The 21,573-nt window shown below is 70.4% G+C and carries 22 protein-coding genes and 1 tRNA gene; 13 read left to right on the top strand and 10 right to left on the bottom strand.

The features are described from left to right. Positions 1–9: 9 nt before the first annotated feature. Entirely contained in the window at positions 10–708 is a 699-nt protein-coding gene (locus EDF40_RS16400) for an NAD(P)H-hydrate epimerase (RefSeq protein ID WP_123341002.1), read from the bottom strand. Between the two features lie 34 nt (positions 709–742). Between EDF40_RS16400 and EDF40_RS16395 the strand changes: the two genes are divergently transcribed. Both EDF40_RS16395 and EDF40_RS16390 read left to right on the top strand, forming a co-directional pair. Continuing rightward, the gene (locus EDF40_RS16395) at positions 743–1,522 is read left to right on the top strand and encodes an alpha/beta fold hydrolase (protein ID WP_111085229.1); all 780 of its coding nucleotides are present in this window, start codon (positions 743–745) and stop codon (positions 1,520–1,522) included. Between the two features lie 81 nt (positions 1,523–1,603). Continuing rightward, positions 1,604–2,635, top strand: a complete 1,032-nt coding sequence (locus EDF40_RS16390; protein WP_123340894.1) for an aldo/keto reductase — start codon at positions 1,604–1,606, stop codon at positions 2,633–2,635. 199 nt (positions 2,636–2,834) lie between these two features. Here the strand turns inward: EDF40_RS16390 and EDF40_RS16385 are convergent. Then, positions 2,835–2,910 (bottom strand) — tRNA-Thr (locus EDF40_RS16385). 37 nt (positions 2,911–2,947) lie between these two features. Continuing rightward, complete coding sequence (gene msrB, locus EDF40_RS16380; RefSeq protein WP_123340893.1) at positions 2,948–3,355, bottom strand: peptide-methionine (R)-S-oxide reductase MsrB; 408 nt, start codon at positions 3,353–3,355, stop codon at positions 2,948–2,950. Positions 3,356–3,420: 65 nt separating this feature from the next. Here msrB and EDF40_RS16375 point away from each other — a divergent pair, with 65 nt between their 5' ends. The 6 genes from EDF40_RS16375 (at position 3,421) to groL (ending at position 8,280) form a co-directional block, all read left to right on the top strand. Beyond that, entirely contained in the window at positions 3,421–3,894 is a 474-nt protein-coding gene (locus tag EDF40_RS16375) for a GNAT family N-acetyltransferase (protein ID WP_185003151.1), read from the top strand. Beyond that, positions 3,894–4,973, top strand: coding sequence for a DUF2332 family protein (locus EDF40_RS16370; protein WP_123340891.1), 1,080 nt, complete (start codon positions 3,894–3,896; stop codon positions 4,971–4,973). The genes EDF40_RS16375 and EDF40_RS16370 overlap by 1 nt, the downstream gene beginning before the upstream one ends. Before the next feature lie 97 nt (positions 4,974–5,070). Further along, positions 5,071–5,412: a DUF3263 domain-containing protein gene (locus EDF40_RS16365; RefSeq protein ID WP_123341001.1), complete on the top strand. Its 342-nt coding sequence runs from the start codon at positions 5,071–5,073 to the stop codon at positions 5,410–5,412. After that, on the top strand, positions 5,409–6,011 hold the full coding sequence (locus tag EDF40_RS16360; RefSeq protein ID WP_123340890.1) for a LytR C-terminal domain-containing protein: 603 nt from the start codon (positions 5,409–5,411) through the stop codon (positions 6,009–6,011). The genes EDF40_RS16365 and EDF40_RS16360 overlap by 4 nt, the downstream gene beginning before the upstream one ends. A 181-nt stretch (positions 6,012–6,192) precedes the next feature. After that, positions 6,193–6,396: a cold-shock protein gene (locus tag EDF40_RS16355; RefSeq protein WP_111085222.1), complete on the top strand. Its 204-nt coding sequence runs from the start codon at positions 6,193–6,195 to the stop codon at positions 6,394–6,396. A 261-nt stretch (positions 6,397–6,657) separates the two neighbouring features. After that, on the top strand, positions 6,658–8,280 hold the full coding sequence (gene groL / locus EDF40_RS16350) for a chaperonin GroEL (protein ID WP_111085221.1): 1,623 nt from the start codon (positions 6,658–6,660) through the stop codon (positions 8,278–8,280). Between the two features lie 549 nt (positions 8,281–8,829). On the opposite strand, the gene EDF40_RS16345 is transcribed toward groL, so the two are convergent. The 5 genes from EDF40_RS16345 to EDF40_RS16325 all read right to left on the bottom strand — a co-directional run bounded on the left by EDF40_RS16345 (position 8,830) and on the right by EDF40_RS16325 (position 15,132). After that, positions 8,830–10,536 carry a cell wall metabolism sensor histidine kinase WalK gene (locus EDF40_RS16345; RefSeq protein ID WP_123340889.1) on the bottom strand — a complete coding sequence of 569 codons (1,707 nt, stop codon included), beginning with the start codon at positions 10,534–10,536 and terminating at the stop codon, positions 8,830–8,832. A 65-nt stretch (positions 10,537–10,601) separates the two neighbouring features. After that, on the bottom strand, positions 10,602–11,297 hold the full coding sequence (locus EDF40_RS16340; protein ID WP_017888045.1) for a response regulator transcription factor: 696 nt from the start codon (positions 11,295–11,297) through the stop codon (positions 10,602–10,604). A gap of 51 nt (positions 11,298–11,348) precedes the next feature. After that, positions 11,349–13,046: a DNA repair helicase XPB gene (locus EDF40_RS16335; protein WP_123340888.1), complete on the bottom strand. Its 1,698-nt coding sequence runs from the start codon at positions 13,044–13,046 to the stop codon at positions 11,349–11,351. A 48-nt stretch (positions 13,047–13,094) separates the two neighbouring features. Beyond that, positions 13,095–14,858: a helicase-associated domain-containing protein gene (locus EDF40_RS16330; RefSeq protein ID WP_123340887.1), complete on the bottom strand. Its 1,764-nt coding sequence runs from the start codon at positions 14,856–14,858 to the stop codon at positions 13,095–13,097. A gap of 28 nt (positions 14,859–14,886) precedes the next feature. Continuing rightward, positions 14,887–15,132, bottom strand: coding sequence for a hypothetical protein (locus EDF40_RS16325; protein WP_123340886.1), 246 nt, complete (start codon positions 15,130–15,132; stop codon positions 14,887–14,889). Between the two features lie 109 nt (positions 15,133–15,241). Here EDF40_RS16325 and EDF40_RS16320 point away from each other — a divergent pair, with 109 nt between their 5' ends. Beyond that, positions 15,242–15,619: a cold-shock protein gene (locus EDF40_RS16320; protein WP_111085215.1), complete on the top strand. Its 378-nt coding sequence runs from the start codon at positions 15,242–15,244 to the stop codon at positions 15,617–15,619. 4 nt (positions 15,620–15,623) lie between these two features. After that, a complete protein-coding gene (locus tag EDF40_RS16315; RefSeq protein ID WP_123340885.1) occupies positions 15,624–16,331 on the top strand; it encodes a DUF3027 domain-containing protein in 708 nt (235 codons plus the stop codon). 96 nt (positions 16,332–16,427) lie between these two features. Here EDF40_RS16315 and serC read toward each other — a convergent pair whose 3' ends face one another. Further along, positions 16,428–17,543, bottom strand: coding sequence for a phosphoserine transaminase (serC, locus tag EDF40_RS16310; RefSeq protein ID WP_123340884.1), 1,116 nt, complete (start codon positions 17,541–17,543; stop codon positions 16,428–16,430). Between the two features lie 174 nt (positions 17,544–17,717). On the opposite strand from serC, the gene EDF40_RS16305 reads away from it, so the two are divergent. The 3 genes from EDF40_RS16305 to EDF40_RS16295 all read left to right on the top strand — a co-directional run bounded on the left by EDF40_RS16305 (position 17,718) and on the right by EDF40_RS16295 (position 20,491). Beyond that, positions 17,718–18,413 carry a metal-dependent transcriptional regulator gene (locus tag EDF40_RS16305; RefSeq protein WP_111085212.1) on the top strand — a complete coding sequence of 232 codons (696 nt, stop codon included), beginning with the start codon at positions 17,718–17,720 and terminating at the stop codon, positions 18,411–18,413. A 177-nt stretch (positions 18,414–18,590) separates the two neighbouring features. Then, positions 18,591–19,631, top strand: a complete 1,041-nt coding sequence (locus EDF40_RS19630) for a C40 family peptidase (RefSeq protein ID WP_123340883.1) — start codon at positions 18,591–18,593, stop codon at positions 19,629–19,631. A 365-nt stretch (positions 19,632–19,996) separates the two neighbouring features. Then, a complete protein-coding gene (locus EDF40_RS16295; protein WP_111085210.1) occupies positions 19,997–20,491 on the top strand; it encodes an HNH endonuclease in 495 nt (164 codons plus the stop codon). Positions 20,492–20,628: 137 nt separating this feature from the next. Here EDF40_RS16295 and EDF40_RS16290 read toward each other — a convergent pair whose 3' ends face one another. Then, positions 20,629–21,462 (bottom strand): CPBP family intramembrane glutamic endopeptidase, encoded by an 834-nt coding sequence (locus EDF40_RS16290; RefSeq protein WP_123340882.1) that lies wholly within the window; start codon positions 21,460–21,462, stop codon positions 20,629–20,631. Positions 21,463–21,573: the final 111 nt, after the last annotated feature.

Genomic DNA, 21,573 nt, shown 5'->3' with positions numbered 1-21,573 from the left:
GGATCGGGGTCAGGTGCGGACCAGCGGCTCCATCGTCGCCAGGTCCGCACCGATCCCGACGTCCACCAGCTCGATCCGTCCCGCGAGGGTGGCGGCCGGCCCCGTCAGCAACCCGGCCTTCACCCCGCCGAACGTGACCGTGACGTCGGCGTGCAGGACGTGGTCGTCCGCGATCCCGCCGGTGTCGACGTCGATGCCGCTCGGCACGTCGACGGCGACGACGAACGGTGCGCGCTGGTCGCGGGCGAGTTCACGGATGGCGTCGACGACCTCGCGGGCGGGGGAGCGGAGGGCCGCAGGCCCCCGCACCCCGATCCCGAGGATCGCGTCGAGCACCAGGTCGGCGTCGATTGCCGCGTCCGTCACCGCAGCCTCCGGTCCGGCAGGATCCTCAAGGAGGCGCACCCCGCCTTCCAGCGCCGCTGCCAAGCCCGCCTCGTGCACGCGTGAGCCGACGCGCAGGACCGCCACGTGCCTCCCGGCCGCCGCCAGCCGCGCACCCGCGAACAGGGCGTCACCGCCGTTGTCGCCGCTGCCCACCAGCAGCAGGACGGACCCCGGTCCGTCGCCCGGCCGGACGGCCGGATCGTCGAGCAGGTCGCCGACGATGCGGGCCAGCCCGTCGGCCGCTCGTTGCATGAGGGGCTCACCCGCGTCGAGGTGCGGCCGCTCTGCCGCCCGGATCTGGTCACCGCCGTAGCCGTCCATGGCCACCACAGTGCCCCGGTACCCTGGAGGGGACATGTCACTCGTCCCCGAAGCGCCCCGTCCCCGCATCGTGATGTCGCCCGACGGCCTCCGGATCGCGACCTACGACTTCGGCGATCCCGACGCCCCCGCGGTCGTCGCGGTGCACGGGTTCGCTTCCGGTGCGGTGCTGAACTGGCACGCCTCCGGCTGGACCCGCGACCTCGTCCGCGCCGGGTACCGCGTGCTGGCGTTCGACCAGCGCGGCCACGGCGCGAGCGCGAAGCCGCGCGACCCCGGTGCGTACTCGATGGACCTGCTCGTGGCGGACGTCACCACCGTGATCGACACGTACCTGCTCGACGAGGTCGCGTTCCTCGGGTACTCGCTCGGCGCACGTGTCGGCTGGCACACCGCCGAACGGCTGCCGGACCGCATCACCCGCGCGGTCTTCGGCGGGATCCCCGACGCCGACCCGATGCGCCGCGTGCGGGTCGACCAGGCGAAGGCGTACCTGGCGGACGGCACACCGATCGAGGACCGCGTGACGAACGGCTACCTGACCATGGCGGGGAACGTCGAGGGGAACGACCTCGCGGCGCTCGTGGCGATGGTCGAGGGGATGCGGAACAGCATCGAGCCGACGCCCGACAACGCCCCCGCGCAGCCGATCCTGATGGCGGCCGGCAGCGAGGACGGCATCCGCGACAGCGCCGTGCGGTTGGCGCAGGCGGCCCCGGACGCGTCGTTCTTCGAGATCCCGGGGCGGAACCACTTCAACGCACCGACGTCGCGGGCGTTCCGCGAAGCCGCGCTGGCGTTCCTGCGTTCCTGACCGACGCACGCTGTCCTCGTCGCGCTGACGGGTACTCGCAGGTCCCCTCTGTCACCGGACACCGCGCGTACCGTCCCCGCCATGGACTACAGACTCCTCGGCAACAGCGGGACATCGGTGTCGACGCTGACCCTCGGCACCATGACGTTCGGCAGCGAAGCCGACGAACCCACCTCCCACACCATCATCGACACGTTCGTCGCGGCCGGCGGCACCCTGATCGACACGGCCGATGTCTACTCGGGCAACGAGTCCGAGCGGATCATCGGCCGCTGGCTCGCCGCACACCCCACCGAGGCGCAGCAGGTCGTGCTCGCCACCAAGGGCCGCTTCCCGCAGGGTGACGGCCCGAACGACGTCGGCCTGTCGCGCCGGCACCTCCGGGTCGCCCTCGACGCCTCGCTCGAGCGCCTCGGCGTGGACCACATCGACCTGTACCAGATGCACGCCTGGGACGCCCTGACGCCGATCGAGGAGACGCTCCGGTTCCTCGACGACGCGGTCTCCGCCGGCAAGATCGGCTCGTACGGGTTCTCCAACTACCTCGGGTACCAGATCACGAAGGCCGTGTACGAGGCGAAGGCGCACGGTTGGGCGCCGCCGGTCACCCTGCAGCCGCAGTACAACCTGCTCGTCCGCGACATCGAGCACGAGATCGTCCCCGCCAGCCTCGACGCCGGGATCGGCCTGCTGCCCTGGTCGCCCCTGGCCGGCGGCTGGCTGTCCGGCAAGTACCAGCGCGACGAGGCGCCCACCGGCTCCACCCGCCTCGGCGAGAACCCGGCACGCGGCATGGAGGCGTGGGAAGCACGGAACGGTGACGAGCGCACCTGGGCCGTCCTCGACGCGGTGTCCGCGGTCGCCGACGCGCACGGCGCCTCGCGGTCGCAGGTCGCCCTCGCCTGGCTGCTCGCCCGGCCGGCGGTGACGAGCGTGATCCTCGGCGCGCGGACGGTGTCCCAGCTCGAGGACAACCTCGGTGCAGCTGACCTCGTGCTGACCGACGCGGAGCTCACGCAGCTCACCGACGCCAGCGCCCCGCGCATCGACGACTACCCGTACGGCACCGCGGGCGTCGCCCAGCGAGAGCGCAAGATCACGGGCGGACGCTGAAGATCCGTGCACGTTCGTGCGGATTCGCGCTGATGTGGGGTCCGGGTATGGACGCACGGTTCGGTGAGGTGTCATCCTCGTCGCACGACCGGCTGGTTACCGCGTCCAGCGCCCGGAACACTCCCTGATCCGTGTTCCACACGCGCCGATGCCCCGGATGAGTGATCACCCGGGGCATCGTTCCGCCCGACGGCGGCTGTGGGGCCGGCAGCGGGACTTGAACCCGCAACCCCCGTATTACAAGTACGGTGCGCTACCAATTGCGCCATGCCGGCTGACGCCGCTCATCTTACCGGTGAGGGCGTCGGGGTCTCACTCGGCCGGCTTCTCCGCGAAGTTCAGCGAGATCGAGTTCATGCAGTACCGGTCGCCGGTGGGCGTGCCGAAGCCGTCGGGGAACACGTGGCCCAGGTGCGAACCGCAGTTCGCGCAACGGACCTCGGTGCGCACCATGCCGAGCGACTTGTCGTCGATCAGCTGCACGGCGTCGGGGTTCACCGATTCGTAGAACGACGGCCAGCCGCAGCCGGAGTCGAACTTCGTGCCGCTCTTGAACAGCTCCGCGCCGCAGGCCGCACAGGTGTAGACGCCGGCACGCTCCTCGTCGAGGAGTTCACCGGTCCACGGCCGTTCGGTCCCCGCCTGACGCAGGACGGCGTACTGGTCCGGGGAGAGATCCTCGCGCCACTGGGCGTCGGACTTGTCGACGTTGTATGCCATTGTTTCCTCCTGCTTCCGGTCGGGTTCTTCCGGGCACTCCCGACCACTTCAGTAAACTCGCGACGATGTCCGAGCATTCCGTGCGCCACGCCCGCTGGACCCGTCTGACGACGGACGAACTGTACGGCATCGTGGTGCTCCGGAACCGCGTCTTCGCACTCGAACAACGGGTGACGGCCGAGGACTTCGACGGCCGTGACCGCGAGCCCGAGACCGAGCACTGGTGGTTCGGTACGGACACCGAAGCGGTTGGGTACCTGCGCCTGATCCGACCGGCTGCGGACGAAGAACACCCGGCCGACGCACCGCCGCCGTCCTGGGCGATCGGCCGGGTCGCGACGCACCCCGACCACCGTGGGCAGGGCATCGCCGGCCGGCTCGTCGCCGCCGTGCTCGCGGCCCACGGGCACGAAACCGTCGTCCTGCACGCCCAGGAGTACGTCGCCGCGCTCTACGAACGCCACGGCTTCGTCCGGTTCGGGGCGCCCTACGACGAAGCCGGCATCCGGCACGTCGGCATGCACCGCCCGGGGCGCTGATGGACACCCTCGGCCGGTACGCCGCCTACGCCGACCGCATCGAGGCCGTGTCCCCGTCCTACGCCGCCTGGGCGCGGTCGCTCGACCCTGCGTTGGTCGCGCTCCTCGACGAGGTCGCGGAGCAGCAGCGGCAGCCGGAACTCCTCTTCGCGGTCGCGCGGCGGCTGGGTGCGGACCCGTCGGACCCCGGTGCGCTGCGCGCGATCGGTCGGGAGGCCCGCCCCGCCCTGGTCGCGGCCCTCGCCTCCGCCACGGTGCAGGCCAACGACCCGCGGCGGCTCGGTCCCGTCGTCCCGCTGTTCGCGGCGCTCGCCGAGCGGGCCTCGCGGCCGCTCGGTCTCGTCGACGCCGGCGCGGCGGCGTCGCTCTGCTCGATCCCGGACCGGGTGACGCTCGACCACCGGACGTCGGAGTCCCGGGTGCCGGCGGAACGCGCCCCGGTGCTGTCGTCGCGCCCCGACTCCTCGGGGCGCGACGACCACGGTGGGGTGCGCACCGAGCTCGTCCGGATGCACACGGCGGTCGGCGAACCCGCGGTCCGTCTCGTCGCGGACGTCTCCGGGGCCCTTCCGGCTCCGGCGAGCAGGCCGATCCGGATCGGCGCGCGGATCGCCCTCGACCCGAACCCGATCGACCTCGCCGCACCCGGCGCGTTCGACCGGTTGGTCGAGGCCGTCCCGCCCGAGGCGACGGACCGGATCGCCCTGATGCGCGAGGCGGCGCGCGCGACGCTCGCCGTGCCTCCCGTGCGGATCCGGGGCACGCTGCCGGGTGACCTCGACCGCGCACTGGACGCCCTGCCGGACGACGTGGAGCCGGTCGTGCTGACCACCGGCACCCTGGTCTACGTGCCGGGTGCCGAGCGCCAGCGGTTCGTGGACCGCGTCCGCGAACGCGGCGTGCACTGGATCGCGCTCGAACGCACCGGGATCCTGCGCGGTGTGGCGGCGACGCTGCCCGACGACGTCGACCCCGCAGATCCGGACGCCTTCGCCACGGCCTCGATCGACGGCACCGCGGTCGCCGTCTCGGACCCGTTCGGCACGCGCGTGCGCTGGTTCCGCGACCCGAACCTGTGACCGGTGTTCGCGACAGTCCAGCGCCGTGCCAGGGTCCGGATGCGCTCCGCCCCTACGATGTGCGAGACCCGTTCCCCGATACGTGATCGGAACCGCCGTGACCAGCCCCACCGACGAGCACCGCGCTGACGAGCACCGCGCTGACCAGCACCGCGCTGACCAGCTCAGCGAGCTCGCGCAGCGTGTGCTGTCGTTCGAGCACGACCGGGCACGGCACGACCGCACGAAGGAAGCGGAGATCCGGGTCGAGTTCGAGATGTCGGCGGCGCGCTACTACCAGGTGCTGAACCGCGTCATCGACTCGCCCGCGGCACTCGCGTACGACCCGCAGCTCGTCACCAGGCTGCAGCGGCTCCGACATGCGCGCACCAGCGCCCGGGCGACGCGCAGCTTCGTCGCGCCCGGTGCTGCTCCCGAAGGACGTGAAGAGGAACGATGAGCACCAGATTCCCCCGTGACCGGTTCGACGACGTCGCCGACGGCCCCCGGGTCGGCGCACACCGCGGTGCCCAGCGCCGTGGCCGTGGCTGGATCGCGTTCGCCTGGGCGGCACTCGCCACCGGTGTGCTCGTCGGCATCGGCGTGCTCGCCCTCGCGCTCCTGAACGGCAGCTACTCGTTCAGCGGGTCGGACTCGCCCTCGGGATCGGCATCGGCGACGTCGTCGGCGACCGCGAAGCCGTCCGCGTCGGCTGCTCCGTCCGCGTCGGCAGGAACCGGTGCCGGCGACGCCGGCGCTGCCGCTGCGACACCGGCCCAGCAGGGCACGACCACCGTCGTCGTCCTGAACGGCACGACCACCTCCGGCCTCGCTGCCCGGGCCAGCGCGGCGCTGACCGGTGCCGGCTGGGGAGTCGCCTCGACCGGGGACGCCGGCACGACCGGGTCGACCTCGACGGTCGTGTACTACCAGCAGGCCGCACAGGCGGCGGTCGCGCAGGGCATCGCGAAGCAGCTCGGGGTCACCGCCGTGCAGCAGTCGACGGCGTTCCCGAACGCCGACGTGAGCGTCGTGCTCGGAGCCGACTACACCGGCTGATCCGCATTCCGCGGGCGCTCCCCGCCCGCATTTGTGACGGTCGTGTTTCGGGCACGTTGATTTCTGACGGAATCGACGTGAAACAACGTCACACCTCTTGCCGGATCGGCGCGCTTCGAGCAGAGTCCCTTGCAGACGGCGAACACGTCGTTCGCACGGCAGTACCAGGGAGCAAGAGATCATGGCCAACGGAACCGTGAAGTGGTTCAACGCTGAAAAGGGCTTCGGCTTCATCACCGTCGATGGAGGAGGCCAGGACGTGTTCGTGCACTACTCGGCCATCGACATGTCGGGTTACAAGGTCCTCGAGGAGGGCCAGGCAGTGGTGTTCGACGTCGGCACCGGGTCGAAGGGCCCGCAGGCGGAGGCAGTCCGACCGGCCTGAACGCACGACACTCATCGCGAACGCGCCGTCCCGTCAGGGGCGGCGCGTTCGTCGTGCGCGGCCCGCGCTGCATGACGTGCGTGGCGGGCGGTCCGTGGCGGTGGTCGGGGTGCGCTGTTGGCGGAGCGTGTCCTGGGAAGACGTGACGAGCCTCCCGATCGTGTTGCACTCGCACCGGGCGAGTGCCAGAATCGGCGTTGGCACTCGCTCACGTTGAGTGCCAGCACGACCCCACGACGTCCGGGAGGGACGAGAACTCACATGGCTAAGATCATTGCTTTCGACGAGGAGGCCCGCCGTGGCCTCGAGCGCGGCCTGAACCAGCTGGCCGACGCCGTGAAGGTGACGCTCGGCCCGCGCGGCCGCAACGTCGTCCTCGAGAAGAAGTGGGGCGCCCCCACGATCACGAACGACGGTGTCTCCATCGCCAAGGAGATCGAGCTCGACGACCCGTACGAGAAGATCGGCGCGGAGCTCGTCAAGGAGGTCGCCAAGAAGACCGACGACGTCGCCGGTGACGGTACGACCACCGCGACCGTCCTCGCCCAGGCACTCGTCCGCGAGGGCCTCCGCAACGTCGCCGCAGGCGCCGACCCCGTGTCGCTCAAGCGCGGCATCGAGAAGGCCGTCTCCGCCGTCTCCGACCAGCTCCTCGCCAACGCGAAGGACATCGAGACCAAGGACCAGATCGCCGCGACCGCGTCGATCTCGGCCGCAGACCCGACCATCGGCGCACTCATCGCCGAGGCCATCGACAAGGTCGGCAAGGAAGGTGTCGTCACCGTCGAGGAGTCGAACACCTTCGGCACCGAGCTCGAGCTGACCGAGGGCATGCGCTTCGACAAGGGCTACCTGTCGCAGTACTTCGTCACCGACCCCGAGCGTCAGGAAGCCGTCTTCGAGGACGCCTACATCCTGATCGTCAACTCGAAGATCTCGAACATCAAGGACCTCCTGCCGGTCGTCGACAAGGTGATCCAGGCGGGCAAGCAGCTCCTGATCATCGCCGAGGACGTCGACGGCGAGGCCCTGGCCACGCTCGTCGTGAACAAGATCCGCGGCATCTTCAAGTCCGTCGCCGTCAAGGCCCCGGGCTTCGGTGACCGCCGCAAGGCCATGCTGCAGGACATCGCGATCCTGACCGGTGGCCAGGTCATCTCCGAAGAGGTCGGCCTCAAGCTCGAGAACGCGACGCTCGACCTGCTCGGTCGTGCCCGCAAGGTCGTCATCACCAAGGACGAGACCACGATCGTCGAGGGTGCCGGCGACGCCGAGCAGATCGCCGGCCGTGTCCGTCAGATCCGCGCCGAGATCGACGCGACCGACTCCGACTACGACCGCGAGAAGCTCCAGGAGCGCCTCGCGAAGCTCGCCGGTGGCGTCGCCGTCATCAAGGCGGGTGCCGCGACCGAGGTCGAGCTCAAGGAGCGCAAGCACCGCATCGAGGACGCCGTCCGCAACGCGAAGGCTGCCGTCGAAGAGGGCATCGTCGCCGGTGGTGGCGTCGCCCTCATCCAGGCCGGCAAGGTCGCGCTCGACGCACTCACCCTCGAGGGTGACGAGGCGACCGGTGCGAACATCGTCCGCGTCGCCATCGACGCACCGCTCAAGCAGATCGCGCTGAACGCCGGTCTCGAGCCGGGTGTCGTGGCCGCCAAGGTCCGCGAGCTCGAAGCAGGTTGGGGCCTCAACGCCGCGACCGGCGAGTACGTCGACCTCATCGCCGCGGGCATCATCGACCCGGCCAAGGTCACGCGCTCGGCGCTGCAGAACGCTGCGTCGATCGCTGGTCTGTTCCTGACGACCGAGGTCGTCGTCGCCGACAAGCCCGAGCGTGCCGCGGCCGCTCCGGCCGGCGACCCGACGGGTGGCATGGACTTCTGAGCAGTCCTTCCTGTTCGAAGGGCCCCGCACGCTGCGCGTGCGGGGCCCTTCCGCATGCGGGGGGGGGGGCGCCTGGCGCGGGCCTCGTCCCCGCCCCCGAGGTTCCGAAATCTCGGCATGTCGGTGCCCGGTTCGCCAGGCTCTGGAACCTCGGCGGTCAACGTGCGGCATGTTGTGGAACCTCACCGACCCAGTCGGGTCGGACTGGAGGCCCGTCCAGCGTCGTTCTCCGCACAACCGTCCGAGCGTGGCCGGCCCCGGCGTCTCGAGCGCGATGCTCCGGTCGGGGCGAGGGCATCGCGCGGCTCTGGTCGAGGAATGCCCTCGCTGATCGTTGGGACGCGGCTCCGTACGGGCGGCTATCCGGTCGACCTGCCCCGTCGAGGTTCCACGACTCGCCGTGTGCGGGACGCCGAGGTTCCGAACCCGAGCGCGATGTGGCGCGAGATGCCGAGATTTTGGAACCTCGGGCGAGACGGGCGGGCGCGCGGACGGGCGCGCGGACGGACGCGCGCGCGGACGGACGCGCCCGCGCGCCCCGCGCCCGCGTCAGGCGGCGTAGTCGCGCGGCAGCAGTGGCAGCCAGACGCGGAAGGTCGCGCCGCCGCCCTCGGTGTCGAAGACCTCGACCGAGCCGTGGTGCGCCGCGACGATGCCCGACACGATGGCGAGCCCGAGGCCCGAGCCGCCGGTGTCCCGCGCGCGCGAGGTGTCGGCACGCCAGAACCGCTGGAAGATCTTGTCGCGCAGCTGCGCCGGGATCCCCTCACCGTGGTCGATGACGTCGATGTGGGCCATGCCGCGGTCGTCGTCCACCCCGATGCCGATCTCGATCGGGTCGTCGTGCTCGGTGAACCGCATGGCGTTGCCCATCAGGTTCGTGACGATCTGGCGGATCTTGTTCTCCTCCGCCAGCACGATCGGGGGACGCTTGGGCATGACGACCGTCGGCAGTGGCGTCGTCTCGTCGGTGGGGGCGGCACCGGCCTCGATGTCCATCGCCCGGGTCCGCCGAGCACGCAGCCGCGCGATCGTCTGCCGCGAGAACGCGATGGGACCCGTGGTGTTCGCCGACGTGGGCGATGCCGGGGGGACCTCGCCCGTATCGGACGACGACCCCGACGAGAGCGAGGACGACGACGCGGGCGGCCGCACGGCCTGCGGCACGCTCTCGCCCGTCATGGCGTCCTCGACCAGGACCTGGATCTCGCGGTCGGGGTTGGACGCCATGGTGTCGAGCGCCGAGTCGCGGGCGATCGCGACGAGGTCGACCGGGCCGAGCTCGAGCGGCTTGGACTCGTCGATGCGGGCGAGCTGGAGCAGGTCCTGCACGAGCAGACCCATCCGCTTCGCCTCTTTCTCGATGCGCTCCATCGCCTGGGCGACGTCTTCTTCCTTGCGCAGGGCGCCCATCCGGTAGAGCTCGGCGTACCCGCGCAGGGACACGAGCGGGGTGCGGAGTTCGTGCGAGGCGTCGCCGACGAACCGGCGCATCTGGTCGATGGTGCGCTGGCGGTCCTCGAACGCGGTGTCGATGCGCTCGAGCATGACGTTGAGGGAGCGGTTCAGGCGCCCGACCTCGGTGTTCGGGGTGTCGGCCTCGAGGCGCTGGTTGAAGTCCCCGGCAGCGAAGCGTGCAGCGGTGTCCTCGACGTCGCGCAACGGGTCGAACGTGGCGGTGACGAGCAGCCGCGTGAGCATGGCGCCGAGCAGGATCACCGAGATGCCGAAGCCCAGGAAGATGACGGTGAACCGGGCGATGGTCTGGTCGGTGTCGGCGCTCGACACCGCGACGAGTACGAAACCGGTCTCGGTGGAGCCGCTCGTCTGGTTCTGCAGTGACGCCGGGATGACCTGGGCACGCCACTCGTGGTTGTGCTGGCTGTCGTAGAGCGAGAAGCGCGCGCCGTTCTGCGCCGCTGCGGAGAAGTCCAGTTCGCGGATGTCCGGACGGCTCGACGCCTTCGTCTGGCAGATCTGGTCGCCGTCGGCGTCGTACGCGGCCACGTAGGCGCTCTGCGACAGCACGACCGACAGCTTGCAGTACTGCTCGCCGTCGCTGATGTTCTGGCCCTCGAGCTGCTCCGTGGTGCCCTTGACGTTGTTGTCGAGCTGCGCCATCAGGTACGTCGACAGGACGGTCATCGTGCCGAGCCCGGCGACGAGCAGGCCGAGCGCCACCAGGAGCACCGTGATCCCGGTGATCTTGGTGCGCAGGGAGATCCCGTCCCACCAGCGGCTCATTCGCGTGTGCATGCTGCCCCAACGATAGACAGCGGCCGCCCGGTGAAACCGGACGACCGCCGTGAAGAACGGAGGTGCTACGAGGCCTTGGACGCCTTGAGCATGTACCCGAAGCCGCGCTTGGTCTGGATGATCGGCTCGGCCGAGTACTGGTCGAGCTTGCGACGCAGGTACGAGATGTAGCTCTCGACGATGCCGGCGTCGCCGTTGAAGTCGTACTCCCAGACGTGGTCGAGGATCTGCGCCTTCGACAGCACGCGGTTCGGGTTGAGCATCAAGTAGCGGAGCAGCTTGAACTCGGTGGGGGAGAGCTCGATCTGCGCGTCGCCGATCGTGACCTCGTGCGTGTCCTGGTCCATGGTGAGCTCGCCGGCGCGGATGATCGCGTCTTCCTCGTCGTTCATGGTGCGACGGAGGATGGCCTTGATGCGGGCGACGATCTCGTCGAGCGAGAACGGCTTGGTGACGTAGTCGTCGCCGCCGACGGTGAGGCCGGTGATCTTGTCCTCGGTGTCGTCCTTCGCGGTGAGGAACAGGATCGGCGAGGTGTAGCCCGACGACCGCAGGCGCTTGGTGACGCCGAAGCCGTTCATGTCGGGGAGCATCACGTCGAGGATGATCAGGTCGGGTTCTTCCTCGAGCACGGCCGAGATCGCCTGTGCGCCGTTGCCGACGGCACGGACGGCGAACCCGGCGAAGCGCAACGAGGTCGTCAGGAGGTCGCGGATGTTCGGCTCGTCGTCGACGATCAGGATCTTGGGGCCATCGCTCATGGTCCTATCTTCTGACCGTTCCCTAATGGTTTCCTGAGAGCGGTGCGTACGTCAGCCCACGGGCGCCTGGACCTGGTCGGCATCCAGGATCGTGTAGGAGTACCCCTGCTCCGCGAGGAACCGCTGCCGGTTCTGTGCGAAGTCCTGGTCGACGGTGTCCCTGGCGACGAGCGTGTAGAACGACGCCGGCAGGCCGTCCTTGTTCGGGCGGAGCAGTCGACCGAGGCGCTGCGCTTCTTCTTGCCGTGACCCGAACGACCCGGAGACCTGGATCGCGACGGTGGCGTCCGGCAGGTCGATCGAGAAGTTCGCGACCTTCGACACCACGAGCACGTCCACCTCGCCGGCACGGAACGCGTCGTACAGCCGTTCGCGTTCGTCGACGGGCGTCGCACCCGTGATCTCGGCGGCGTCGAGGGATGAGGCCAGTGCATCGAGCTGGTCGATGTACTGCCCGATCACCAGGATCTGCTCGCCGCGGTGCTTCTCGATGAGCTCGCGGACGACCGGGGTCTTCGCGGGCGAGGTGGCGGCGAGCCGGTAGCGCTCGTCGTCGCTCGAGGCCGCGTACTCCAGGCGCTCCTGGTGCGTCAGGTCGATGCGCACCTCGTAGCACTCGGCCGGGGAGATGTAGCCCTGCGCCTCGATCTCCTTCCACGGAGCGTCGTAGCGCTTCGGGCCGATGAGCGAGAACACGTCGCCCTCGCGGCCGTCCTCGCGCACGAGCGTCGCGGTCAGGCCCAGGCGTCGGCGGGCCTGCAGGTCGGCGGTCAGCTTGAAGACCGGGGCCGGCAGCAGGTGGACCTCGTCGTAGACGATGAGACCCCAGTCGAGGGCGTCGAGCAGCGACAGGTGCGTGTACTCGCCCTTCCGACGGGCGGTCAGGATCTGGTAGGTCGCGATCGTGACCGGCCGGATCTCCTTGACGCTGCCCGAGTACTCGCCGATGTCCTCGGCCTTCAGGGTCGTGCGCTTCAGGAGTTCGCTGCGCCACTGCCGCGCGGACACGGTGTTCGTCACGAGGATGAGCGTGGTCGCCTTGACGGTCGCCATCGCCCCGGCACCGACCAGGGTCTTGCCGGCGCCGCAGGGCAGCACGACGACTCCGGACCCCTGCGCGAAGAAGGTGTCGACGGCCTGCTCCTGGTACGGGCGCATGTGCCACTCGGCCGTGTCGAGGTCGATCGGGTGCGGCTGCCCGGGGGTGTAGCCCGCCAGGTCCTCGGCCGGCCAGCCGAGCTTCACGAGTTCCTGCTTGATCTGCCCGCGTGCCCACGGTTGCAGCTCGACCTCGGAGGGTGTCCGCATGTCGCCGAGCAGTGGCTTGATCCGCTTCGACCGGATGACCTCGGCCAGTACGGACGGGTCCTCGGCGGTCAGGAGCAGGACGGGCAGGCGCTCGAGTTCCTCGGTGGGGGAGTTCGCGATGACCGGGGCATCCTCGCGTTCCTCACGCCGGATGACGAGTCGGCCGTAGCGGGACACCGTGTCGCGGATGTCCACGGTGACGCTCTGCGGGACCGGGAACTTGGCGAAGCGCTCGAGGGTGGCGATCATCGCCTCGGCGTCGTGTCCGGCGGCCCGTGCGTTCCACAGGCCGAGGCGGGTGATGCGGTAGGTGTGCACGTGCTCGGGGGCGCGTTCGAGTTCGGCGAAGGCCGCGAGCTCGTGGCGTGCGTCCTCGGCGTCGGGGTGTGCGACCTCGAGGAGCACGGTGCGGTCGCTCTGCACGATCAGCGGTCCGTTCATGACCTGCCAGCCTAGCCGTCGTCACCTGCGTTCGGGTGACCGTGCACCTCAGGCGTCGCTCTCGACCGCCACGACGAGCGACAGCGGCAGCGTGCGCTCGACGTCGACGCTGGTGTCGCGCCCTCGGACGCGTCCGGCGGCGACCGAGGTCGGGATGATCGAGAACGGCCGTTCGGAGCCGTCCGGCATCCGCACCGTCAGCCGGATCGGCGTGCGACCGCGCACGGCCAGGTCGATCTGCCGCCCGAGCCACTCCTGCTCGGGTTCCGCATCGCCACGCTGGGTGGTCAGGCGGAGCCGTTCCACGAGTGCGTGCGCCGCCTGCTCCGGCGAGCGTCCGGTGGGGCTGCGCCGACCGGGAGGCCCGTGGTGCGTCTCGGGGCGGGCGCCGGTCGCGAGCACGGCCGGGTAGCGCTGGTCCTCGAGCGCGGTGTGCACGACGTGCGCCGGGTAGCGGGTGGTGAGCGTCGTCAGGTCGCTGCGCTCCCACGCCATCTGCCGGAGTTCGGCGTCCACACCGATCAGGTCGAGCTGGTCCGCGGTGCCGCGCACCACGGTGCCGACCCCGCCCTCGCCGCGGTCGACGACGATGCTGCCGTCGCGTCCGGCGACCTGGTCGACCAGGTAGGCGAGGGGCTGCGGGACGCCGGTCGACGACAGCCGGGTGAGCAGCGCCAGGACGTCGTCACGGGAGTGCCCGGCACGGAACGCCGTGCGCAGGGTGTCCTCGGAGATGCGGTACCGGGCGGCCAGACCGGGTGCCTCGAGCACGGCGACCGTGCGCAGGGCGGCGTCGTCGACCGGCGCGAGGGGGCCGGGGGCGATCACCGTCAGGTCGTGCTGCAGGTACACCTGGCCGACGGTGCCGGGCAGGTCGTCCGCTGCGGGCCTGGCGTCACCGTCCAGCAGTGCTCGGCCGGTGCTCGTGACGATGCCGTCGACCGCGAGTCCGAGCGACGCGGCGGTGCCGGCGGCGTCGAGCAGCACGGCGTCGAGCCAGCGGGAGCCCGCCGGGTACGCCCAACGGCCGAGGGCCACGAGGTCGCGCAGGTCGTCGTCGGCGAGTGCGAGGACCTCGTGCACCGCAGGGCCGAGCGTGTCCGCCCAGGCCGACACGAGCGTCGCCCAGCGGTCCGGCCAGTCGGCGACGAGCCAGTCCTGTCCGGCGTCGGTGACCGTCCAGCGGCCGGAGCCCGGGTCGGCGAACCCGACCCGGTCGAGCAGTGCGAGGCGGCCGGGCACGACGTCGGCGTCGGTGCCGATGCGCTCGGCCAGGGTCTTGGCGAGCGGCGTGCCGATGCCGCCCTTGACGAGTTCGCGGACGGTGCCGGCGTCCACCGCACGCAGCAGCTCGGCGAGCACGGTCATGCTCGAGAACGCCTGCTCCGCACCCGTGGTGCGCGCGCGGTCCTGGCCGGCCACGTCGTCGGCGTGGGCGGCGCGGTCGGGGCGATCCGGGCCTCCCGTCGATCGCAGTGCCACGAGGTCGGGGTGGGCGGCCACGCGTGCGGCGACCGCGTCGTCGACGGCGCCGTCCTCGTCGGCCAGGCCGAGCGTGATCGCCGGCCCGAGGCGGTCGGCGTTCCCGCCGTCGCGGAGCGCCAGGATCGTGGCGCGGGGCAGGTGCTCGACGGCGGCGTCGACGGCGTCGTCGGTGCGGAGCGCCTCGGCCAGGTCGAAGAAGTCGGTGATCCGTTGCGGACCGGTCTCGCCGAGGGCGGCCGGGGGCAGGCTCCGCGCAGCGACGAGTCGTTCGAGGGAGTCGTCCGGCAACGCCCGGAGTCGGGCGGCCAGGTCGGCGGTGGTCGTCATCGTCCGGTGCCAGCGTCCGGGGCGGACGTCAGCGAGCCGTCCGGTTGGCTCGTGCGCGGCGCGTCCAGGTGATGGCGAGGAGCGTGAAGACCAGGACCATGCCGATCGGGAACCCGACGAGCGGGATCGCCATGATCACCGGCCACGGCATGGAGCCCTGCGCGCTCGGGACCGTCAGCCACATGACGATCATCGCCGCCATGCAGAGGAACGCAGCGATGAAGATGCCACCGACCATGAACGCCAGAGCGCGTTCGGTACGATTGAACGTCACCGGGGGTTCTGCGGAATCCTGCGGGTTCCCGGTTGATCGGGTCGGATTGGCCATCGACCCAGGATATCCGACGCACCACGGCCGTACCACGACCTCGAGGAGTCCACCCATGCCGACCGGCAAGGTCAAGTTCTACGACGACGACAAGGGCTTCGGCTTCATCACCGGAGACGACGGCGACCAGGTGTTCCTGCACGCGTCCTCGCTGCCCGACGGCGTCGTGACCGTGAAGGCGGGATCCCGGCTCGAGTACGGCGTCGTGCAGGGGAAGAAGGGGTCGCAGGCACTGTCCGTGCGGCTCCTCGACCCGCAGCCGTCGTTGTCCCGGATGACCCGTCGCTCCGCAGACGACATGGCCGTGATCGTCGAGGACCTGGTGAAGGAACTCGACCGGATCAGCGGAGACCTCCGCCACGGCCGCTACCCGAAGAACGGCGATCGACTCGCCGCCATCCTGCGGCACGTCGCAGACCAGTTGGAGGCGTGACGCCATGACAGACAGCGACGCAGTACCCGTTGACGCAGTACCCGTTGACTACACCGACCTGGCGCGGACCGCGCTGCTCGAGGTGACCCCCGAGTCGAGCATCGGCGCGCCCGTCGGCACCGTGGACGAGGGCGACGGCGTCGTCTCCGTCCTGTTCGCGAACCGCATGCCGGGCTACCCCGGCTGGCGCTGGACCGTCAGCGTCGCGAAGGTCGGCGACGAGGACCCCACCGTGCTCGAGGTCGAGCTGATGCCCGGCGACGGCTCGCTCGTCGCACCGGAGTGGGTGCCGTGGTCCGAGCGACTGGCCGAGTACCGGGCGGCGCAGGACCACGAATCGGACGAGGAGTCCGACGACGACGAGCACGACGACGACTTCGATGACGAGTCGGATGAGGACGACGACGACGAGGACGCCGACTACGACGACTCGGACGACGACGAAGCCGACGACGAGTCGGATGACGACGAGGACGACGACGACGCCGAGTTCGAAGCGGACGAGGACGATCTCGACGAACCGGACGACGACGACATCGATGGTGTGGACGTCGACGCGCTCGCCGACACCGCTGACGAGGACGTCGACGACGCGCCGCAGCCCCCTCGCCGTCGTCGCGCGCAGCGCGTGCAGCCCGTCGACCCGGACGCCGACCTCGACGGCGCCCAGCTCGATGCCGGTGAGGTCGACCCGGACTTCCACCGCTCCTGACACGCACCCGAACAACGACGAAGCACCACGGGATCCCGTGGTGCTTCGTCGTTTCCGTGGTGTTCGTCGCCGGCGCTGGCCCGCGCGACGGACGGGTCAGCGCAGGGCGTCGACCGTGAAGTCGATCGCCTGCACGAGCTTCGCGACGTCGTCCGGGTCGATCGCGGTGAACGTCGCGACGCGCAGCTGGTTGCGCCCGAGCTTCCGGTACGGCTCGGTGTCGACGATGCCGTTCGCGCGCAGGGTCGCGGCGACGGCCTTGGCGTCGATCGAGTCGTCGAGGTCGATCGTGGCGACGACCTGCGAGCGGGCTGCGGGGTCGGTCACGAACGGCGTCGCGTAGTCGACCGACTCGGCCCAGTCGTACAGCGTCGACGACGAGGTCTTGGTGCGGGTGTCCGCCCAGGCCAGGCCGCCCGACTCGTTGATCCACCGGACCTGGTCGTCGAGCAGCAGCAGCGTCGAGATCGCCGGGGTGTTCAGCGTCTGGTTCAGGCGCGAGTTGTCGACGGCGTTCTTGAGCGACAGGAACTCGGGGATGTACCGACCGCTCGCTGCGATGCGCTCGACGCGCTCGATCGCGGCGGGGGAGAACAGCGCGAGCCACAGGCCGCCGTCGGAGGCGAAGTTCTTCTGCGGGGCGAAGTAGTAGACGTCGGTGGCGTCCACGTCGAACGCGGCACCACCGGCGGCGCTCGTGGCGTCGACGACCGTCAGTGCTCCGGCGTCACCGGCGGCGCGGACGACCGGAGCCATGACGCCGGTCGAGGTCTCGTTGTGCGGGTAGGCGTAGACGTCGACGCCGTCGACGGGCTCGAGCGCGGCGAGCGATCCGCCGGGGGCCTCGACGACGTGCGGTGCCTCGAGCCAGGGGGCGCCGGCGGCCTTGGCGAACTTCGACCCGAACTCGCCGAAGGACAGGTTCTCTGCGCGGCGCTCGATGAGGCCGAACGCGGCGGCGTCCCAGAACGCGGTCGAGCCGCCGTTGCCGAGGACGACCTCGTAGCCCTCGGGGACCTGGAACAGGTCGGCGAGCCCGGAGCGGACGCTGCCGACCAGGTCCTTCACGGGCTTCTGCCGGTGGGACGTGCCGAGGATCGTGGCCCCGCGCGTCACGAGGGACTCGAGCTGCGCGCCGCGGATCTTGGACGGTCCGCAGCCGAAGCGGCCGTCGGTGGGGAGGAGTTCGGCGGGGATGACGATGTCTGCCATGCACCGATCCTACCGAGCGCGATCCCAGTGCTGGTGCGCCTGTACCGGCCGGACGGGGAGGCCTGGAGTGCTGTGGCCACGGCCCTCTTCTTGCCCGGTGCAAGTGTCGGTCGGAGTTCGTCGGTCCGAACAAGTAGGGTGGTGGCCGCTGGGCCCAGACATGAGAGGCGGACCGTGACCGATCTCGTCGACACCACGGAGATGTACCTTCGCACCATCCTCGACTTGGAGGAGGAGGCGATCGTTCCGCTGCGCGCTCGCATCTCGGAGCGCCTCGGCCACTCGGGCCCGACGGTCTCGCAGACCATCGCCCGCATGGAGCGCGACGGCCTGGTCGTCGTCTCCGGCGACCGCCACCTCGAGCTCACCGACGAAGGGCGCTCCCGAGCCACCCATGTCATGCGCAAGCACCGTCTGGCGGAGCGCCTGCTGGCCGACGTCATCGGACTCGACTGGGCGTTCGTCCACGACGAGGCCTGCCGGTGGGAACACGTCATGAGCGAGCAGGTCGAGGTCCGCCTGCTCGAGATGCTCGGCAACCCGACCGAGTCGCCCTACGGCAACCCGATCCCCGGCCTGGCCGAGATCGGCGGCCCCGCGGCCGCCGGGTTCCTCGACGGCGTGCAGAACATCGTCGCCGCGACCGAGGGCACCGACGCCGTCGCGACCGGTGTGATCCGTCGTCTGGGCGAGCCCGTGCAGTTCGAGCCCGAGCTCCTGCACCAGCTCCGCACGGCCGGCGTCATGCCCGGTCGTCTGGCGAGCGTGCAGCGCGCCGGGGCCTACGTCGCCGTCCGCGTCGAGGGCGAGGACTCGGGCATCGAGCTCCCCGTCGAGGTCGCGCAGCACGTCTACATCGAACGGGACTGATTTTGCGGCCCTGATCAGGGCTTCTTTACCGTTTCGTTACAAACGGCCCGTTTCATCTCGACAAGGTAACGACGGCCCCGTACAATCGTCGAGTCCCCGCGCTGCGCCTGAGCCGGAGACCCGTGGCAGGACGTCTCGAACCCGTCTCCTGCCTCGATCGGAGACGATGACGAACGGATGGGGTTGCACGTCGCCGGACACCCACGGCAGCGTGATGACGAGACGCCGGAGACCACACCCTTGACGCAGACCGGTTCCGCCGCGGACGACCAGACGCCCGCCAACCCGACGAACACCGAGAACGCCACCGACGCACCGCTCACCCGACGGTCCGTCCGCCAGGCCGACGCGCGCCCGACCCGCAAGGTCGTCCCGGTCCGCTCCGCCCCGCTGCCCGGTGGCCGTCGTGCCGCACAGGCCGCAGCCACCGCGACCGCTGCCAAGGCGAGCTCGTCGTCGCGCAAGCGCAAGTTCCTCGCCCCCATCGTCCTGACGGTCGCCGCCGGCATGTTCGGCACCGTGGCAGTCGCGCCGGCCTTCGCCGCGCAGCCCTCCACCGGCACCGAGGCGGCGAACGCGCAGCGCCAGGTCCGTGCGACGGAGAGCCAGGAGTTCTCGGTGTCCGACGCCGTCGCGCTGGCCGGCACGAGCCGCGACGGCTACGGCGCCACGTCGACCGCGACGCTCGACGCACGCGCAGCGGCCAAGCAGGCTGCAGCCGACCAGGCCGAAGCGACCGAGGCAGCTGAGCAGGCCGAGCAGGCAGCATCGGCCACGCAGGCAGCGCGTGCCCAGACCGCAGAGCAGTACGCCTCGTACACCGGCCCGTCCGCCGCCGACTACGTGGCGAGCTCCAGCGCCGCGGACACCCCGTTCTCGCTGCCGGCCGTGGTCGCCACCGCCAAGCAGTACATCGGCACCCCGTACGTCTTCGGTGGCGCCGACCCGTCCGGCTTCGACTGCTCGGGCTACGTCATGTTCGTCTACGCCCAGTACGGCATCAACCTCGCGCACTCGGTGCCGCTGCAGGACCAGGCCGGCACCACGATCCCCGAGTCCGAGGCGCAGCCCGGCGACGTCGTCATCTTCAACAACGAGGCGCACGACGGCTTCTACATGGGCAACGGCATGATCATGGACGCCCCGAAGCCCGGTGGCTCGGTGTCGATCCGTCCGATCTGGACCAGCGACTACCACATCGTCCGCTTCGGCATCTGAGGCATCAGACCCGACCGCGGGGCATCGAACCCGTGAACATCGCCGAAACCGGCCCGTGCACCCTCGTGCCGGGCCGGTTTCTGACGTAGCCTGGCGCTGCACCGGTCCGCAAGGCCCCGAGCAGGGAGACCCCATGTCGTTGTTCCGCACGACCCGCACCATGGGTCGGCGCGCGCGCATCGACATACGGTCGACCACCGCCTGCGTGCACGAGCACGCCCCTGCATGACCAGAGCACTGCCCTTCCGGGTGGTGCTCTTCGTGGTTCAGGGGACGTGTGCGCGAGCGACGGTCACCTGCGAAGGACCCCGGTCCGACGCACCCGCAGCGCCTGGAAGCCGTCCAGGCACGTCGGAAGGGAACCAATGCGCACTCTCGTCCTCAACGCCGGTTACGAGCCCCTCGCGGTGATCTCGTTCCGACGAGCCCTCGTGCTGGTCATGAACCAGAAGGCCTCCGTCGTCGCCGCCGACCTCGAACACCCGGTGACCGGGTCGACCTCGAGCTTCGATCGGCCGTCCGTCATCATCCTCACCCGGTACGTGCGCATCCCGCACTCGAGACTCGTGCCGGTGTCGCGCCGCGGAGTCCTGCGCCGTGACGCCAACCGGTGCGCGTACTGCGACCGGCACGCGACGACGATCGACCACGTGCAGCCGAAGTCGCGCGGTGGGCAGGACTCGTGGGAGAACCTCGTGGCCTGCTGCCTGGCGTGCAACAACGAGAAGGGTGACCGCACCCCGCAGGAGATGGGGTGGCGGCTGCGTTTCCGTCCGAAGATCCCGCACGGTTCGTCGTGGGTCGTGCGGGGTATCGAGCGTCCGCAGGCGGAGTGGGACGAGTACCTCGTGGCCGCGTAGCGGCTGCGCTGCAGGCGCCGAGTGAGCAGAAGGCGACGGGTCGCGAGTGGCGACCCGTCGCCCTGTGCTCACTCGATGACGGACGGGAGGCACGTGGCGGGCCCGCCACGTGCCTCCAGGCCGTCAGGTGGGTGCGTTCAGAGCGCGCGCTTGCGGCCCGGCAGGAGGAAGACCGCAACGATGCCGAAGGCGATGTAGACGAAGTTGAACAGCGACGCGAAGGTGACCAGCGCGTGCGATCCGCCGGTCACGACGGCGTGCGCATCGTTGAGCCCGCCCGCCGCCATCAGGGTGGTGGGGTCGGTGAGGGCGTGCAGGAGCATCGGGACGATCAGCCACCGGCTCACCCGGAGCGCGAGGAACATCATCGCGCCGAAGCCCATCGCGTAACCGACCGTCGCGAACACGAGCAGCGGGTTGCCGCCGCCGAGCAGGTTCTGCAGGTGGATCAACCCGAAGACGACCGACGACAGCACGTAGACCGCACGCTCGCTGTACCCGTGGTGTTCGAGCAGCTCGACCGTGAGACCACGGGTGAGGAGTTCTTCGGCGAACCCGACGCAGAGGCCGAAGAACAGGATCGCGAGGACGAGCGTGGGGGTGAAGCGGGACCAGTCGGTGCCGGCGAGCTTCATCACCGGCGGGACGACGGTGATGACGACCGCGATCCACATCCACCGCGGGGCGCGTGCAGTGCGCCGGCGGAACAGGTGCGGCAGCCACCCGAGTGAGCGCGCGAACAGCAGCAGGAGCAGGCCCATCAGGCCGATCGGCAGGATCGAGGCCAAGAGCACGCTCGTGGGGTCGCCGTACAGGTCGTCGAGGTCGATGAACGGCCGCACGAACAGGCCGATCAGCTGACTGATGCCGAGGTACACGAGCAGGTAGACGGCGGCGAGCAGGACCGAACGCCACCACCCGCCGCGTGCCCAGAAGCGTTGCCACGCGTTCGCGGTCGTCTGATCCGTCATGTGGTTCCCCTGTGGTGGTGTGTGGCGCCTGGCAGGTGGCAGATGGTCCCAGCCTGCCGTATTCCCGGTCCGCCTGCCGGGGTGGGGCACTCGATACGTCAGCGTCTGCTG

Origin of the sequence: Curtobacterium sp. PhB170 (genome assembly GCF_003752345.1) — a bacterium.
In the GTDB taxonomy this organism is placed as follows: Bacteria; Actinomycetota; Actinomycetes; order Actinomycetales; family Microbacteriaceae; genus Curtobacterium.
Note: the sequence above shows the minus strand (reverse complement) of the source record. Positions and strands in the feature narration are given on the sequence as shown.

Bases quoted from the DNA above. Each gene is read 5' to 3' on its own strand.
- EDF40_RS16395 (WP_111085229.1), top strand. From the start codon at position 743: ATGTCACTCGTCCCCGAAGCGCCCCGTCCCCGCATCGTGATGTCGCCC.
- EDF40_RS16315 (WP_123340885.1), top strand. From the start codon at position 15,624: ATGACAGACAGCGACGCAGTACCCGTTGACGCAGTACCCGTTGACTAC.
- EDF40_RS16340 (WP_017888045.1), bottom strand. From the start codon at position 11,297: ATGAGCGATGGCCCCAAGATCCTGATCGTCGACGACGAGCCGAACATC.
- EDF40_RS16290 (WP_123340882.1), bottom strand. From the start codon at position 21,462: ATGACGGATCAGACGACCGCGAACGCGTGGCAACGCTTCTGGGCACGC.
- EDF40_RS16330 (WP_123340887.1), bottom strand. From the start codon at position 14,858: ATGACGACCACCGCCGACCTGGCCGCCCGACTCCGGGCGTTGCCGGAC.
- EDF40_RS16390 (WP_123340894.1), top strand. From the start codon at position 1,604: ATGGACTACAGACTCCTCGGCAACAGCGGGACATCGGTGTCGACGCTG.
- EDF40_RS16335 (WP_123340888.1), bottom strand. From the start codon at position 13,046: ATGAACGGACCGCTGATCGTGCAGAGCGACCGCACCGTGCTCCTCGAG.
- EDF40_RS16355 (WP_111085222.1), top strand. From the start codon at position 6,193: ATGGCCAACGGAACCGTGAAGTGGTTCAACGCTGAAAAGGGCTTCGGC.
- EDF40_RS19630 (WP_123340883.1), top strand. From the start codon at position 18,591: ATGGGGTTGCACGTCGCCGGACACCCACGGCAGCGTGATGACGAGACG.
- EDF40_RS16295 (WP_111085210.1), top strand. From the start codon at position 19,997: ATGCGCACTCTCGTCCTCAACGCCGGTTACGAGCCCCTCGCGGTGATC.
- EDF40_RS16400 (WP_123341002.1), bottom strand. From the start codon at position 708: ATGGACGGCTACGGCGGTGACCAGATCCGGGCGGCAGAGCGGCCGCAC.
- msrB (WP_123340893.1), bottom strand. From the start codon at position 3,355: ATGGCATACAACGTCGACAAGTCCGACGCCCAGTGGCGCGAGGATCTC.
- groL (WP_111085221.1), top strand. From the start codon at position 6,658: ATGGCTAAGATCATTGCTTTCGACGAGGAGGCCCGCCGTGGCCTCGAG.
- EDF40_RS16360 (WP_123340890.1), top strand. From the start codon at position 5,409: ATGAGCACCAGATTCCCCCGTGACCGGTTCGACGACGTCGCCGACGGC.
- EDF40_RS16370 (WP_123340891.1), top strand. From the start codon at position 3,894: ATGGACACCCTCGGCCGGTACGCCGCCTACGCCGACCGCATCGAGGCC.
- serC (WP_123340884.1), bottom strand. From the start codon at position 17,543: ATGGCAGACATCGTCATCCCCGCCGAACTCCTCCCCACCGACGGCCGC.
- EDF40_RS16320 (WP_111085215.1), top strand. From the start codon at position 15,242: ATGCCGACCGGCAAGGTCAAGTTCTACGACGACGACAAGGGCTTCGGC.
- EDF40_RS16375 (WP_185003151.1), top strand. From the start codon at position 3,421: ATGTCCGAGCATTCCGTGCGCCACGCCCGCTGGACCCGTCTGACGACG.
- EDF40_RS16345 (WP_123340889.1), bottom strand. From the start codon at position 10,536: ATGCACACGCGAATGAGCCGCTGGTGGGACGGGATCTCCCTGCGCACC.